11 protein-coding genes are annotated in these 14,477 nt (G+C 47.4%); 6 read left to right on the top strand and 5 right to left on the bottom strand.

Annotation, left to right across the window (positions count from 1 at the left end):
* Window positions 1-549: 549 nt before the first annotated feature.
* Both MHI21_RS20340 and MHI21_RS20345 read left to right on the top strand, forming a co-directional pair.
* Window positions 550-2,328 (top strand): M4 family metallopeptidase, encoded by a 1,779-nt coding sequence (locus tag MHI21_RS20340; RefSeq protein WP_342418806.1) that lies wholly within the window; start codon window positions 550-552, stop codon window positions 2,326-2,328.
* 464 nt (window positions 2,329-2,792) lie between these two features.
* A complete protein-coding gene (locus MHI21_RS20345; protein WP_342418807.1) occupies window positions 2,793-4,592 on the top strand; it encodes a M4 family metallopeptidase in 1,800 nt (599 codons plus the stop codon).
* Between the two features lie 130 nt (window positions 4,593-4,722).
* Here the strand turns inward: MHI21_RS20345 and MHI21_RS20350 are convergent, their stop codons facing one another.
* Both MHI21_RS20350 and MHI21_RS20355 read right to left on the bottom strand, forming a co-directional pair.
* A complete protein-coding gene (locus tag MHI21_RS20350) occupies window positions 4,723-5,502 on the bottom strand; it encodes a WIAG-tail domain (protein WP_342418808.1) in 780 nt (259 codons plus the stop codon).
* Between the two features lie 113 nt (window positions 5,503-5,615).
* On the bottom strand, window positions 5,616-6,779 hold the full coding sequence (locus MHI21_RS20355) for a glycosyltransferase family 4 protein (protein WP_342418809.1): 1,164 nt from the start codon (window positions 6,777-6,779) through the stop codon (window positions 5,616-5,618).
* Window positions 6,780-6,984: 205 nt separating this feature from the next.
* On the opposite strand from MHI21_RS20355, the gene MHI21_RS20360 reads away from it, so the two are divergent.
* Window positions 6,985-8,112 (top strand): YheC/YheD family protein, encoded by a 1,128-nt coding sequence (locus MHI21_RS20360; protein ID WP_342418810.1) that lies wholly within the window; start codon window positions 6,985-6,987, stop codon window positions 8,110-8,112.
* Window positions 8,113-8,200: 88 nt separating this feature from the next.
* Window positions 8,201-8,998, top strand: a complete 798-nt coding sequence (gene asd, locus MHI21_RS20365; protein ID WP_341163199.1) for an archaetidylserine decarboxylase — start codon at window positions 8,201-8,203, stop codon at window positions 8,996-8,998.
* A 170-nt stretch (window positions 8,999-9,168) separates the two neighbouring features.
* Here asd and MHI21_RS20370 read toward each other — a convergent pair whose 3' ends face one another.
* A complete protein-coding gene (locus tag MHI21_RS20370; protein ID WP_061830088.1) occupies window positions 9,169-9,954 on the bottom strand; it encodes an AraC family transcriptional regulator in 786 nt (261 codons plus the stop codon).
* Window positions 9,955-10,133: 179 nt separating this feature from the next.
* Between MHI21_RS20370 and MHI21_RS20375 the strand changes: the two genes are divergently transcribed.
* Window positions 10,134-11,432: an aminotransferase class I/II-fold pyridoxal phosphate-dependent enzyme gene (locus MHI21_RS20375; protein WP_061830089.1), complete on the top strand. Its 1,299-nt coding sequence runs from the start codon at window positions 10,134-10,136 to the stop codon at window positions 11,430-11,432.
* A gap of 101 nt (window positions 11,433-11,533) precedes the next feature.
* On the opposite strand, the gene MHI21_RS20380 is transcribed toward MHI21_RS20375, so the two are convergent.
* Window positions 11,534-12,811 (bottom strand): HAMP domain-containing sensor histidine kinase, encoded by a 1,278-nt coding sequence (locus MHI21_RS20380; protein ID WP_028541463.1) that lies wholly within the window; start codon window positions 12,809-12,811, stop codon window positions 11,534-11,536.
* A 206-nt stretch (window positions 12,812-13,017) separates the two neighbouring features.
* Here MHI21_RS20380 and MHI21_RS20385 point away from each other — a divergent pair, with 206 nt between their 5' ends.
* The gene (locus tag MHI21_RS20385) at window positions 13,018-13,134 is read left to right on the top strand and encodes a hypothetical protein (RefSeq protein ID WP_023990126.1); all 117 of its coding nucleotides are present in this window, start codon (window positions 13,018-13,020) and stop codon (window positions 13,132-13,134) included.
* 117 nt (window positions 13,135-13,251) lie between these two features.
* On the opposite strand, the gene MHI21_RS20390 is transcribed toward MHI21_RS20385, so the two are convergent.
* Window positions 13,252-14,475, bottom strand: a complete 1,224-nt coding sequence (locus tag MHI21_RS20390) for an ABC transporter permease (protein WP_342418811.1) — start codon at window positions 14,473-14,475, stop codon at window positions 13,252-13,254.
* Between the last annotated feature and the right edge of the window lie 2 nt (window positions 14,476-14,477).

Consider the following 14,477-nt stretch of genomic DNA (forward strand, 5'->3'; position numbering starts at 1 on the left):
ACCTCCCTTCCTGCTGTATAGATGGACAGCATGATTAGGACAGTTCAACATAACCTATGCGGTCCAAAAGCCGTGTGTAACGGCAATCGTGGAGTCTTTTCGACACAGCAATTTTCGACTTTATTTTACATAACTTATTAATCCTATTAAATAAATGAGTTATTAGGGTCTAAAGAATCATTTTGGATAAATTTGTGACATAGATCTTCTCGTCCGTCATTCTCTGTGCTAATATCAGAGCCAGATGATGGGAGTTCAAAAAATCAACATTTGTTTTTTTTGCATAAGTTAATATTTTTCCATTATCCACCATTATTCTATTTTCTTTTTATACGACAGGAAAGGAGGAGTTTGTCACCTTATTAGGCTACATGCTTCATATTGCAGTACCCTCTTTTCACGTACGCTTCATGAAAAACACTTCGGTATTTCTCTTCATGTTCCATTTTCTTCTATTCCAGACGACAACACGACCTACATAAATGGCGCAATGCCTTATTCAAGACAGGATGATTCATCCTGACAATAATCGAGGAGAGTGAATTTTTAATGAAAAAAGTATGGGTTTCGCTTCTTGGAGGAGCTATGTTATTAGGGTCTGTCGCGTCTGGTGCATCAGCGGAGAGTTCCGTTTCGGGGCCAACTCAGCTTACACCGACCTTTCACGCCGAGCAATGGAAAGCCCCTTCCTCGGTATCCGGGGACGACATTGTATGGAGCTATTTGAATCGGCAAAAGAAATCGTTACTGGGTGCGGACAACTCTAGTGTACGTGAACAATTCCGAATCGTTGATCGCACAAGCGACAAGTCCGGTGTGAGCCATTATCGGCTGAAACAGTATGTAAACGGGATTCCCGTATATGGAGCTGAACAGACTATTCATGTGGGCAAATCTGGTGAGGTCACCTCTTACTTAGGAGCGGTGGTTACTGAGGATCAGCAAGCTGAAGCTACGCAAGGTACAACTCCAAAAATCAGCGCTTCTGAAGCAGTCTACACTGCATATAAAGAAGCAGCTGCACGGATTGAAGCCCTCCCTACCTCCGACGATACGATTTCTAAAGATGTTGAGGAACAAAGCAGTGTAAGCAAAGACACTTACGCCGAAGCAGATAACAACGGAAAAACGCTATCTACTGATAAGGAAGAGCTGAGTCTTGATAAAGCATCTGCCCTGAAAGATAGCAAAATTGAGGCGGTGGAGACAGAAAAAAGTTCCATTGCCAAAATCGCTAATCTGCAGCCAGAAGTAGATCCTAAAGCTGATCTGTACTTCTATCCTAAAGGGGATGACCTGCAGCTGGTTTATGTAACAGAAGTCAATGTTTTAGAACCTGCTCCACTGCGTACTCGCTACATTATTGATGCCAATGATGGCAGCATCGTATTCCAGTATGACATCATTAATGAAGCGACAGGCACAGGTAAAGGTGTGCTTGGTGATAGCAAATCATTCACCACGACGGCTTCCGGTAGTAGCTACCAGTTAAAAGATACAACACGCGGTAATGGTATTGTGACCTACACGGCCTCCAACCGTCAAAGCATCCCAGGTACCCTTCTGACCGATGCCGATAATGTATGGAATGATCCAGCCGGCGTAGACGCCCATGCGTATGCTGCCAAAACATATGATTACTATAAGTCCAAATTCGGACGCAACAGCATTGACGGACGCGGGCTGCAACTCCGTTCGACAGTCCATTACGGTAGCCGCTACAACAACGCCTTCTGGAATGGCTCCCAAATGACTTATGGAGATGGGGACGGTAGCACATTTATCGCATTCAGTGGGGACCCCGATGTGGTAGGTCATGAACTTACTCACGGTGTCACAGAGTATACTTCGAATTTGGAATATTACGGAGAGTCCGGTGCATTAAATGAGGCTTTCTCGGACGTCATCGGCAATGACATTCAGCGTAAAAACTGGCTTGTAGGCGATGATATTTATACGCCAAACATTGCAGGCGATGCCCTTCGCTCTATGTCCAATCCTACGCTGTACGATCAACCAGATCACTATTCCGACTTGTATACAGGCAGCTCCGATAACGGTGGCGTTCATACGAACAGCGGCATTATCAATAAAGCCTACTATCTGTTGGCACAAGGTGGTACTTTCCATGGTGTAACTGTAAATGGAATTGGCCGCGATGCAGCGGTCCAAATTTACTATAGTGCCTTTACAAACTACCTGACTTCTTCTTCCGATTTCTCCAACGCACGCGCTGCTGTGATCCAAGCAGCAAATGATCTGTACGGTGCGAACTCGGCAGAAGCAACGGCAGCTGCCAAATCTTTTGACGCTGTAGGCGTAAACTAAATCATATACGCTATAATCCTCATATCCCGTCCATAGACCTTTGCCGTTGTGCAACTGTCACTTAGGCCTGCTCATAATGGACGAAAAAATAGGGGTGCAGTGTACAAGTCTGCGCCCCTTCCCCCCTTATTTATGGCGTCCCCTCAAAGGGGCGCCCTTTTCTTGTTCATCGGGTCCCTTCGATCATTTTCGACTAAATAAGACAAATAAACAGTAAATCAGGGACTAAAGATTCATTTTGGGGTATTTTGTAAAATTAATCTTCTCGTTCGACAACCTCTGTGCTAATATCAGAGCCGAGACGATGAAATTGCAAAAAAATAAACCTTAATATTTTACATAAGGTCATTTTTATCCAGCCTCTTCACGTTTCAAAGGAGCAACAAGACTTACATATATGACGCAATACTTCTTCAAACAGGGTGTTTTTTACCTCAACATTAACAAGGGAGAGTGAGTATGAATTGAAAAAAGTATGGGTTTCACTTTTAGGAGGAGCTATGTTATTAGGATCTATAGCGCCCGGGGCCTCCGCAGCTGAAAATTCTGTTCCCGATCCGACTCAGTTTACACCAACATTCCAAACGGTGAACTGGAAGTCTCCTTCAACGGTAACAGGTGACAATCTGGTCTGGAGCTTTTTAAATCGACAACAAAAAACATTATTGAGTCTGGACGATACCCACATCAGCTCCCATGTGCGCGAGCAATTTCGTATCGTGGATCGCACCAGTGACAAATTTGGTACAAAGCATTATCGGTTAAAACAATATGTAAACGGAATTCCCGTATTTGGAGCCGAACAGACCATCCATGTGAACAAATCTGGTCAAATCACCTCTTATTTGGGAGCGGTCATTTCGGAAGATCAACAAGCCAATGCTAAAGAAAATACAACTCCAAAAATCAGTGCTACTGAGGCTGTATATACCGCATATGAAGATGCAGCTATACGGGTTCAATCTCTCTCCTCCTCCGTCCAAATCGTTCCTGAACCTTACGAGGATACAAGTAGTGTTAGTAAAGACACTTACGAAAAAGCATCTAACAATGAATTATCAATTACTACTGATAAGGACTCCTTGGATTTGGATAAAGCAGTTGAACTGGAGAACAGTAAATTGGAAGTGGTAGAGCCTGCATCCTCTATCCCCAAGATTGCCAATCTGGAACCAAGTGTGGACCCTAAAGCAGAACTGTACATCTATCCCGATGGAGACTCAACACGTCTCGTCTATGTAACCGAAGTTAATACTTTACAGCCCGCTCTGCTGCGCACACGTTACTTTATTGACGCTAATGACGGAAAAATCGTATTCAAGTATGACATTCTTAACGAAGTGATCGGCACAGGGCGCGGTGTATTCGGTGATACCAAAACATTTGAAACAACAGCTTCGGGTAAGAAGTATCAACTAAAAGATACGACTCGTGGTAAAGGAATCCTAACTTATAACGTCCACAACACCGAGACGCTCCCCGGCACCCTGTATACAGATTCCGATAACGTATGGGAAGATCCGGCTGCGGTGGATGCCCACGCTTACGCTATCCGCACTTACGATTATTACAAGGATAGATTTGGACGCGACAGCATTGACGGGCATGGCATGGCCATCGCTTCGGCAGTCCATTACGGCGCAAAGAACTACAATAATGCCCACTGGGGCGGCACTCATATGCTTTATGGAGACGGAGACGGCACGTTATTTGCCCCTTTTAGCAGCGACCTTGAAATTGTTGCCCATGAGCTGACACACGGTGTAACCGAGCATTCATCAGGGCTCGTGTATTTCGCTGAATCTGGTGCATTAAGTGAAGCCATCTCAGATATTATAGGCAACGACATTGAGCGCACCAATTGGGATTTCGGCAAAGTCGCTTATACCCCTAATATTAAGGGCGACGCCATTCGCTCCCTTTCCGATCCTGTCAAATACGGTCAAGTCGATCACTACAGCAATCTCTATCCTGATCCTAACAACGAGGATTATGGTGGAGCCCACATTAATAGTGGTATTATTAATAAAGCCTACTATCTACTGGCACAAGGAGGCACTTTCCATGGTGTCAAGGTAGATGGAATCGGACGTGATGCAGCCGTATATATTTATTATAATGCCTTCACCAATTATCTGACTTCCACGTCTAACTTCTCCACTGCGCGAGCCGCTGTGATCCAAGCGGCCAAAGATGGTTATGGTGAAAATTCAATAGCAGTAACCTCTGCTATGAAGTCTTTTGACGCTGTAGGTGTGAGATAAGTGAAATAATATAAACTTCCCCGATATTACAAGTCTCCCCCCTTCTCTCTTATGTATACGGCGTCCCACGATGGGACGCCTTTTTTCTAGTATAAAGCTGATTATTGGCAACTATATTTCCGGCTTCTTATTATTGCCCCATCGCAATCCAAAGGACCAACCCTTCACATAGCGGACCTGAGTGTATGCGTTCCACAGTAAGTACTGCTGAATACCTCTGACGTTGTGTGACGGATACCATCACTCCCGGTATACTCGCATTGGCAGTGATTACATACTGTGTATTTATAAAAGGCTTCTCAAATACAACGCTCACTTCACCCCTATCCGCTCGTGCGGGGAGGTGAAAAGAAATGCTCCCATATTGAGGTGAAGCTATATGATCGTCAGAAGCCTCGTCACTGGTCGCTGATCCGTCGTGAATGGCATTCAGGTTTAATTCTTTCTCCATATCGAAAGCTAGATCGATATCTTGCTCAGACAAGACCACGCGTTGCTTTGGGCGTGGTCTTCCTTCAGCAATGTGAATACTGGTTATGGAACAATCCAGTAATGAATCTTGCTCTGCCTGATCTTCCGTCGTAATAGACGGTTTATCGTTATCCATCCTGCATTCCGTATCTGACTCAGGCACAGACAACAGCAGTACAGATGCTCGATTCATCTGCATCGCTTCCTCTAGCGTTTTGGGGAGCTTATGCTTCTTCCATGCCGCTTCCTCTACAGCTTGAACCGAGGTATCCTTCTCTACAGGGGCAGGTACCGTTGCCGTCCCGCGTTGGTTCGGTCTATGACTGCCGGAAGTCGAAGCCGCTTTCTCCTTGTTAACACGGGGGGAGGGAACCGCATGGGAAAGGTTACGCCGTGCTGTTCTTTTATCCTTAGGGCTATGGTTCGTACGATGGTTCATGATGACCGCTCCTTTGGCACAGGAGTGAACCAGCGGTCGCTCCGCTTCATTCACCCGGCTGGGAATCATGGCTAATGCCTATAAGATAGCCTATGCGCGTAACAGCGCCTACGTCACTCCGTTACGCAGTCCGTTATGATTTGTGCCCAGCGTTGTGCTGAGTGCTGCCATAAAAATCGTCTCCGTACCTCGCCAAGTCCGGCTTCTCCCATCCGTCGTCGCAAGCCAGGTTGCTGGAGCAGCCTGATGATGGCATCGGCCATTTCCTGCTCACCGTGAGACGGATACACAAGCCAGCCTGTCTCGCCGTGTTGTACAACCTCTGGAATACCGCCGATTCGTGAAGCGACCACAGGCACTCCTGCCGCCATGGCTTCCAGATTGACCAGCCCGAAGGCCTCATCCTTGACTGAAGGAACAACGGTCACATCGGCTAGCTGATATAGCGAGGCCAATGCTGGATGCGGAACATAATCGAGGAATTGCACATGCTTCCCCAACCTTAGTTTACGCATCTGCCGATGCAACGACGCCGTGTACGGCGTGAGGCGGTCATGCCCGTAATAGGCACTACCTGCAATGAGCAGCAGTACATCCGGGCAGGCGCGGACGACATGCCGCAGGGCCTTGAGCAGCCGGTGAACGCCCTTCCCTGGCATCAGTCTGCCCGCGAATAACACGATTTGGCGGCCTGACCAGCCGAAATCGTCTAATCGCGCCGATCTGGCCGCTTCTGCTGCTGGAGTCCACCTTGGTAGGAAATCGCCGGGATGGATACCCAGCTTGTTTATGACAATGCGTTCCCTGACCGTGTCGGGACAGTCAGAAGCTACGATTGCCCCTAAATACGCACTATTCACGATAATGCGATCCATCGAGGCCAGCAGCCTACCCATGTTCTCCCGTTTGAGGTGGGGCTCTCGGATGAACGTGGTCGAATGCAAAGTCAGCACAATTCGGCTATTGGGCAAAGCCTCGCGAATGGCATACGCAACTGCCGGGCGGTTGTGTACATCTACTACCGCTGGTAACCATCTCTTTAAATCAGCAATCACCTCAAAAATATAGCCTGCTCCCCGCGTATAACGCATGCAGGGAATTCCGTCGACATCGCCATGATCCGGTGCCTCTGCTCCCTTTATGCCATAGATCTGCGCTTGAAGCTCATGACTAGCCAGCGGTACCATGCGGGCAATTACCCGCTCCACAGAACTGCTGCGGGGCGAAGGTATAACAAAGGAGCCCGGTGTAACGACTGCTACCTTCGGCCTCTGCATTACCTCACCTACTTTCTGAGCTTATTCCAACACTCTTCAACACTCATCTTTTATCATATCGTCTGCCTCGCTGAAATGTGCCTCGCTTCTAACTTTGGGCTTACCGCAAGGCAAGCGTCCATGCCTGGCCGATCTTTGATACATATGATGGACTAGAATCACAGTATGATCAGTTGGAGTGACTACAAGGAGGGCGGACATACTCATGTTGCATGTCGGCGTCATGCTCAACCCGGCAACCTACCGGGGCATTCCCGCCATGAGGACGCGATATGAATCTATCGCCAATTACGAGGACGCCGGGTTAAGCTACGAGCTCATCCCCTGCTTTCTTCGTCTGGAGGATATTCATATAGCGACCGGAACATGCCGGGCTTATGTTAAACACGGCAACGAGTATCGGCAGATGATTCTTCCGTTGCCGCCGGTCATCCACAATCGGACTCTCTATCGGCAAAATGAAAATGCTAGAGATATCAACAAGCTTGTACAAAAGGGATTCTATATTTTTAATGAACAAAACCGTTTCCACAAAGACCATATACATGCAATTCTGCAGGAAGACCCTTTGCTACGCATCCACCTCCCCAAAACATTGCAAGGCAGCCTGTCCTCCATCCATACCTTGATGGAGGAAACCGGAGATATTGTAATTAAACCCAGTAGCGGTAGCGTGGGTAGAGGAATTATGCGTCTGCGACATTCCCGCGGAGGCTGGACTTTGCAATGCGCTCATCCGGCTATACCTGAGCGTTGGTCCACCCTACGTTTGAATGTCGGAGAACTCCCATTATTTCTGCACAAGCGACTGCTGCATGTGCCTCATATCGTACAGGAAACCATACCGCTTGCTTTGTACAACAATCGTCCGTTTGATGTCCGTGTGTCGGTTCAGCGCGGATATGGCGGTATCTGGGGTGTGACAGGCATGTATGCTAAAATTGCCCCTTCCCACACCTTCGTCTCCAATGTGGCACAGGGCGGTACGGCCCGTTCCCTACTGGAGGTATTATCACAAACCGAGACGGTTCAGACTTCGAACGCAGTCCGGCTGATGAATGAACTGGAGAGACTCTCGTTACAAATCGTGCACCGACTGGCACAAAACCTTCCCCGTCTCGCCGACGTCGGTCTGGATCTGGGAATTACCCATGAGGGCAAGATTGTTTTTATCGAATGCAACGGTCGTGACCAGCGCTATGGCTTCAGCCAGGCGGGCATGCACAATGTCTGGAAAGAAACATACACTCAGCCGATGGCTTACGCTCGTTGGCTTCTCGAACGGATGCCTTCGTCAGACACCGAACGTTCACCAGGCCGTCCACTGTATTGATTTACGTCACATTCTGTGTCAATATAGTTCAGAGCGGCCGGACAGGTTCCGGCCAAGACGGCTCGGAAATGAACAAGGGGGATCTGTAATGGCAAAACAGTGGCTGCGGCTCATGACGGAGCTATCATCGCGCAAGTGGGTGTGCCGGATTGTAGGCTCCTTCGCGCAAAGCGGTGCAAGCCGACTTTTTATCCCCACCTTTATACGTACGTACCAGATCCAGACGCATGAGGCGGAACAGGAATGGAAGGAATACCGTTCCCTAAACGCCTATTTTACACGCAAATTAAAAGCGGGCATGCGCCCGATTGATACGAACGCCGAGGTGATGACCAGTCCGGTGGATGCACGGATTACTTTCACTGGCCCAATTACGTCCGGCACTCTTTTGGATGTCAAAGGGCAGGACTATACGCTGGAAGAGCTTCTTAACCGTTCTCCGCGTCTTGAAAAATACACACACGGCTATGCTTTTGTGCTCTATCTCAGCCCGACGGATTATCATCGCATTCATGCACCAGTATCCGGTACACTGGTAGAAAAAGAACATCTGCGCGGCAAGGTATACCCAGTGAATGACTTCGGCTTGCAACATATGCGAGCAGTTCTTAGCCGCAATGAACGACAGATTACGTACATTGCCCATGAATATGGTGAGGTGGCGGTCGTCAAGGTTGGCGCAATGAATGTGAGTAGCATCAAATATACGGATGATAAGGCCGTCTCATGGACAAAAGGAGACGATCTCGCCTATTTCGAATTTGGATCAACTGTCGTTTTGCTAACTGAGAACGGCACGTTTGAGCCAGACCCCGCATTGAAGCCGGGGGATGCGGTGAAAATGGGACAACGTCTGGGTTGCTTTCGACATGATCCCAAAGCATAAGTGAATTTATCGTAACAGGATTATAGCTACACATATGAGCATTGGGATGGATGATGTTAAATTGCTCATATAAAAAAGGACCCGGCGTAACTGCCCGGGTCCTTTTTTGGAATTTATCCATTATATTCTTCACGCCTAAATCCGAAACAGCTTGTCCAATGTCCATAGCATTACCGGATCTCAGACGGACTTTTCCCCGTGTACTGCTTGAATTGACGGCTGAAAAAAAAGATGTCACGGTACCCCAAAGCCTCTGCCACCTCGGTCACATTCATTCCGGCATGTAGTAATAGATGCTGTGCACGCTCAATCCGCATGCTGATAATATGAGATTGCGCGGAAACACCCAGCAGCTCCTTGAATTTAATTGAAAAATAACGCGGTGACAGCCCCGCTCGTGCAGCCAAATCCTCGACGCGATGAGGAAGTCCCGGATGCTGACGCACGTAGTTGGCCGTTTCTCGAATGACCTCGGTGAGCTGGTTACTGGCTTGTTGCTCCTGAGGCTCCTTACGGTCCGCACGCAGTAGATGAATCATCAGTTGTTTCAGGATCAGCTTGCCTTCTTCGTCAGCTCCGTAAGCACGCTCTAGGCGTAGTCTAACGTATCTGGCAAGCATATGCTCTACCTCGAACGTTTCCTCCAGCATACGGTAGCTTGCAGGAATTAGCTTTGGTTGTTCGATAAGATCAAAATGAATATAGGTAAGTATGAGCGGCTTTTGCGGGTTATGTGTGGCACGGGTATCATCCCCCGGCTTGAACAGGAAGCAGCTCCCCTTGCTCACCGGATACGACGTCCCGTTTAAGACCACTGTTCCTTCTCCGCTCCATACATAAAATAAATCATAGTTTGGCATCGGCTTCTCGCGTACCTGCCACTTCCAGCCCGGCTCGCACACAATTTTGGCGAAGGCCGACAACAGGATAAACGATGACGCAGATGTATCCAGCAAAATCTGCACCTCCTTTTGTTAATCTTTGGTTGTCCTCTATCCCGTTAATTTATAATATAAGCTCAGCGCCGTCATTAAGCAAAAAAATGCGCTTTTATGTTCCAGATGCTTTTGCGTGACGCTTACCGTGTGTAATGCTATAATATGTAATCAAAATGACTTGGAAGGATGAAACGGGAATGAATCCACTGGCAGCGCAGTTAAACCAAAACATTCAGACAGGCAACGAGCATGTATATCAAATGCTTTCTCTTTTAGGGAAAGAAATTTATTTCCCAAAAGAAGGGATTTTGAGTCAATCCGCAGAAGCAGGGAAGCTTGCTAAAAAGTACAACGCTACGATTGGCATTGCTACAGAAGGCAATGGTCCTATGCATTTGGAGGTCATTCAGGAAAAGCTGTCCGCTTACAATCCCAAGGATTTATACCCTTACGCTCCCCCTGCGGGCAAACCTGAACTACGTAGTGTATGGCGCGACAAAATGCTGAAGGAAAACCCTTCGTTGGCTGGAAAAAGTTACGGCCTTCCCGTAGTTACGAACGCGCTGACCCACGGTTTGAGCATCGTTGCCGACCTGTTCACGGATGAAGGGGATGCTGTCATTTACCCAGACAAAAACTGGGAAAACTATGAGCTGACTTTCGGTATTCGCCGTCATGGACGTTTGGTGAATTTCCCGTTGTTCACAGAGGATCAACGTTTTAATAGTGAAGGATTACGCGACGCTCTACTGGCACAGAAAGAATATGGCAAAGCGATCGTTGTGCTGAACTTCCCGAATAACCCGACGGGCTACACACCGGGAGTCGAAGAGGGTAAAGCGATTGTTGCTGCCATCCAGGAAGCCGCGGAAGCAGGCATCAATGTCGTAGTTGTGACGGATGACGCTTATTTTGGTCTGTTCTTCGAGGACTCCCTGCACGAATCACTATTCGGTCAGTTAGCTGGACTTCATCCGAGAATTCTACCAGTCAAAATTGACGGAGCTACCAAGGAAGAATTCGTTTGGGGCTTCCGTGTCGGATTTATTACCTTTGCTTCGGAACATCAGGATGTACTGAGCGCACTGGAACAAAAAACATTAGGGATTATCCGGGCAACGATTTCGAGCGGTCCTCACCCATCTCAAACCTTCGTACTGGATGCCCTAAAATCAACGGACTTTGAACAACAGAAGAAAGAAAAGTTCCAAATTATGAAGGGGCGGGCTAATAAAGTCAAAGCGTTACTCGATAGTGGAAAATACGGAGATGTATGGAGCTACTATCCTTTCAATTCGGGTTATTTTATGTGCCTCAAGCTGAACGGCTTGTCCGCTGAACGACTGCGCACACATTTGCTGGAACAATATGGGGTAGGGACGATTGCGCTGGGTGAATATGATCTCCGAATCGCATTCTCATGTATCGAGGAAGAGTATCTGGAAGACCTGTATGACATTGTTTACCGTGGCGCACAAGATTTGTTGAACGCCTAATATGTAACAGATTAAATATAGCATCATTAGCGGTATGCCGGATGTTGCGGCATACCGCTTTTTAATGGGCTGAACCATTGTAAGTCACACTTCGCAACAAACTATCCTTCAGCAGCGAGCAAAGATTTCTGTGCGAGTGGCAGCAGGATGACTACCTCGGTTCCGACTCCGGGCTCACTCTCATAGTGTATACTTCCGTTCATGGCTTCAATGATTCGAAAGGAGACAACCGTTCCCAGTCCCGTTCCTACCTCTTTGGTTGAAAAAAACAAAGTACCCACTCGCTCCAGATGCTCCTGACTCATGCCTTTTCCGGTATCCCTAATATGCAGACATGCCTTCTCTTCCTGAATCGCCAGCTTTATGTATACCCTGCCCCCATCATCCGCAGCTTCGATCGCATTTTTCGTCACATGTATTAACGCCTGTAACAGCTGATTACGATCCATATGTACGTATATTTCATTCCTTAGCTCAGTATACAGTCTTACGCCTTGCTTGGTCGCCATCGGTTTCAAAAGCAAAACAATCTGTTGAACCATGCCAGACAGATCCATCAGCTCTGTGTTCCCAATCTGCGGTCTGGATAAGTTCAGATAGTCGCTAATAATTCTTTCAGCCCGATCGACCTCTGCTAGTGCCAAAGCAATATATCTGCGATTTTTCCCTTCTAGCCCTGACTGAACCATTTGCAGGAACCCTTTAACCACGGTCAACGGATTCCTTACTTCATGAGCCATAGAGGCAGCCAGTTCACCTAAGGTATTCAGATGCTCAGCATATTTAATCTTTCTTCTCATTTCTTCCCGTTCCAAACTAAACTCCATCCAGAAAGAGGAGGCTCCAATGCTTAGGAATTGAATCACACCGAACCAGAGTATTGCCCGGATCAGCTCGACCTCATCCTTATCCAGCCTGCCATTGGCCCAGGAATGTATTAACAAAAATATAAGCATGGCAATATTGGTCCATATACTCATTAGCATATTCATGCCCACCCGAAGCAACATACTATTGAGCTGCATAAACTTTTTTCTTACCAAGAGAGGGCCCAAATAACACAACATCATGCTGGGAAAGCTCACCACCATAGACTCAGGATCTATATACATACGAGCCATCACTATCAGCGTTATATTCAGAAGCCCTGCCTTAGGACCAAAATATAAAACAGAGAGGATCAAAGGAACATATCGGAGATCCCAATATAATCCATACCAAATGTACGAAAACATAAGGCAAAGCACAGAAGACACACCCAACACCCCTCCCATAAGCAACGGGGTATGTTTCCTATGCCGATGATCTGACAAAGCGCTATATACTAATAACGGTACAAACACAAGAAATATGTTCACGAGCAGCTTATCTACCAGCATCTCGTCTTTCCCACTTTCCAAGTGATAATGACTACGTACTTCTTCTATTCTCGATAATACGTGTCTTTTCCTCTATCCTCCCCTACATCTGATGAAAAATATAAGGCGATTCGGCAACACACCTGAGCATTGGCCCACGCAATCTGAAAATCCACTTCATAAGATACGATGTATCCTTTATCACAATGACCGAGAGGAGAATGAGCATGGGAGCAGAAGAAACAAGAGGCGGTTACGGTGGTTACGGCGCATTCACAAGCACAGGAACAATTCTGGTACTGTTCATTTTATTAGTTATCATCAGCAAAACGATCTTTATATAAGCAGACGGATATCTGCACCCACGGCTACGATAGCAGTGAGCTTACAAAAAAAGGCTAATTCGCAGACAGCTCTTGCTGCTTGCGAATTAGCCTTTACTTTATTCACATAGATACAAATTACACTTCTTCCTCATCTTGACCGTCCAAACGCCATTTTTTGGCTTGAGCGCCTCGTAACAGAAACACTACTGCAACTCCCCCAAGCAGCGTGAGCAGTGTAGACAGTAGATCTTCCGTTCCTTTTGCCAGAAAAGGAAGCCACAGAACCACAGCAGCCGGCAACGTCAACCGAACAACAAAGTCGAGAAAAGACGCACGACGACTATGCGCAGGAATCGGATATAACTGAAGCCACAACGAATCCTTGTGATACTGCTTTAGTGAAGTAACCTGTACACCAATGAGGAATATGAAAAATAAATATACTGCAATCCCAATCCAGCTAGCATGGGTGATATATATAATTAACAACCCCAGAATTCCAAGCCGAATGACAATACCTGCTGGCTCTGTACGCAGGAATGTCTTAAACAGCAGGTAACGATACGCTCCCCTTCTGTTCCAAGGTATGTTACCTCCCAACCAGGACAGCCAACGACGTGGCGTCACTCTCTGCGTAAGGGCGGGCACATCGACAAACCAGCCCAAAGTGCGCATCACCCGAGCAGCCTGCATACCCTCTGTGCGAATCAGCTTTTCCCAAGCCACTAGAAGCTTGACCGGAAAACGTAGAACAAGCACGTACACCACACTGACCAATATGATAAATGGCACGCTGTGTAGTGGAGGCTGCCATAGCCATGCGGCTACCATCAGCACAGCCAATACCCACCGAAGCAGACGATAGCCTACACTCCCGCCAATCGATACCATGCGAAGCTCTTGCCAGCCGCCGTAGCTGAATAGCAGCTTTAACAGCACAAACAGTAGCAGGGTCAGTAGCAACGGCTTAGGCGCCGCATCACTGCGAATATACAGCGGCCACACGATAATAGACAGCAATAGCAAACCGAATATTTTATACACCACACCCCGAATCCGGCTGGCCTTAAAATAATGGTGCATCGCATGCTCCTGTGGACGGAGGAAAACAATATCCGCTGCGTTTAAATACGTACGAAAGCTCGAATGAGCAATCGGAATAGCCACAATAAGCATGATCCAGCGGATGGGCAAATCCGGTGGAGTATGCATTAGTAGCGACGTGTACCATGCGGCAAAGGCAATCAGCGCAAAGCCGAAGACCACCGCCAGACCACTCTGAATGACATAGCCCAGATAGGGCAGTACCTGTCCCCAGAACGCTACACGTCTTTCTTTATGCAGACGTTGCAAATCCATGC

The organism is Paenibacillus sp. FSL H8-0168 (genome assembly GCF_038592955.1).
In the GTDB taxonomy this organism is placed as follows: domain Bacteria; phylum Bacillota; class Bacilli; order Paenibacillales; family Paenibacillaceae; genus Paenibacillus; species Paenibacillus polymyxa_B.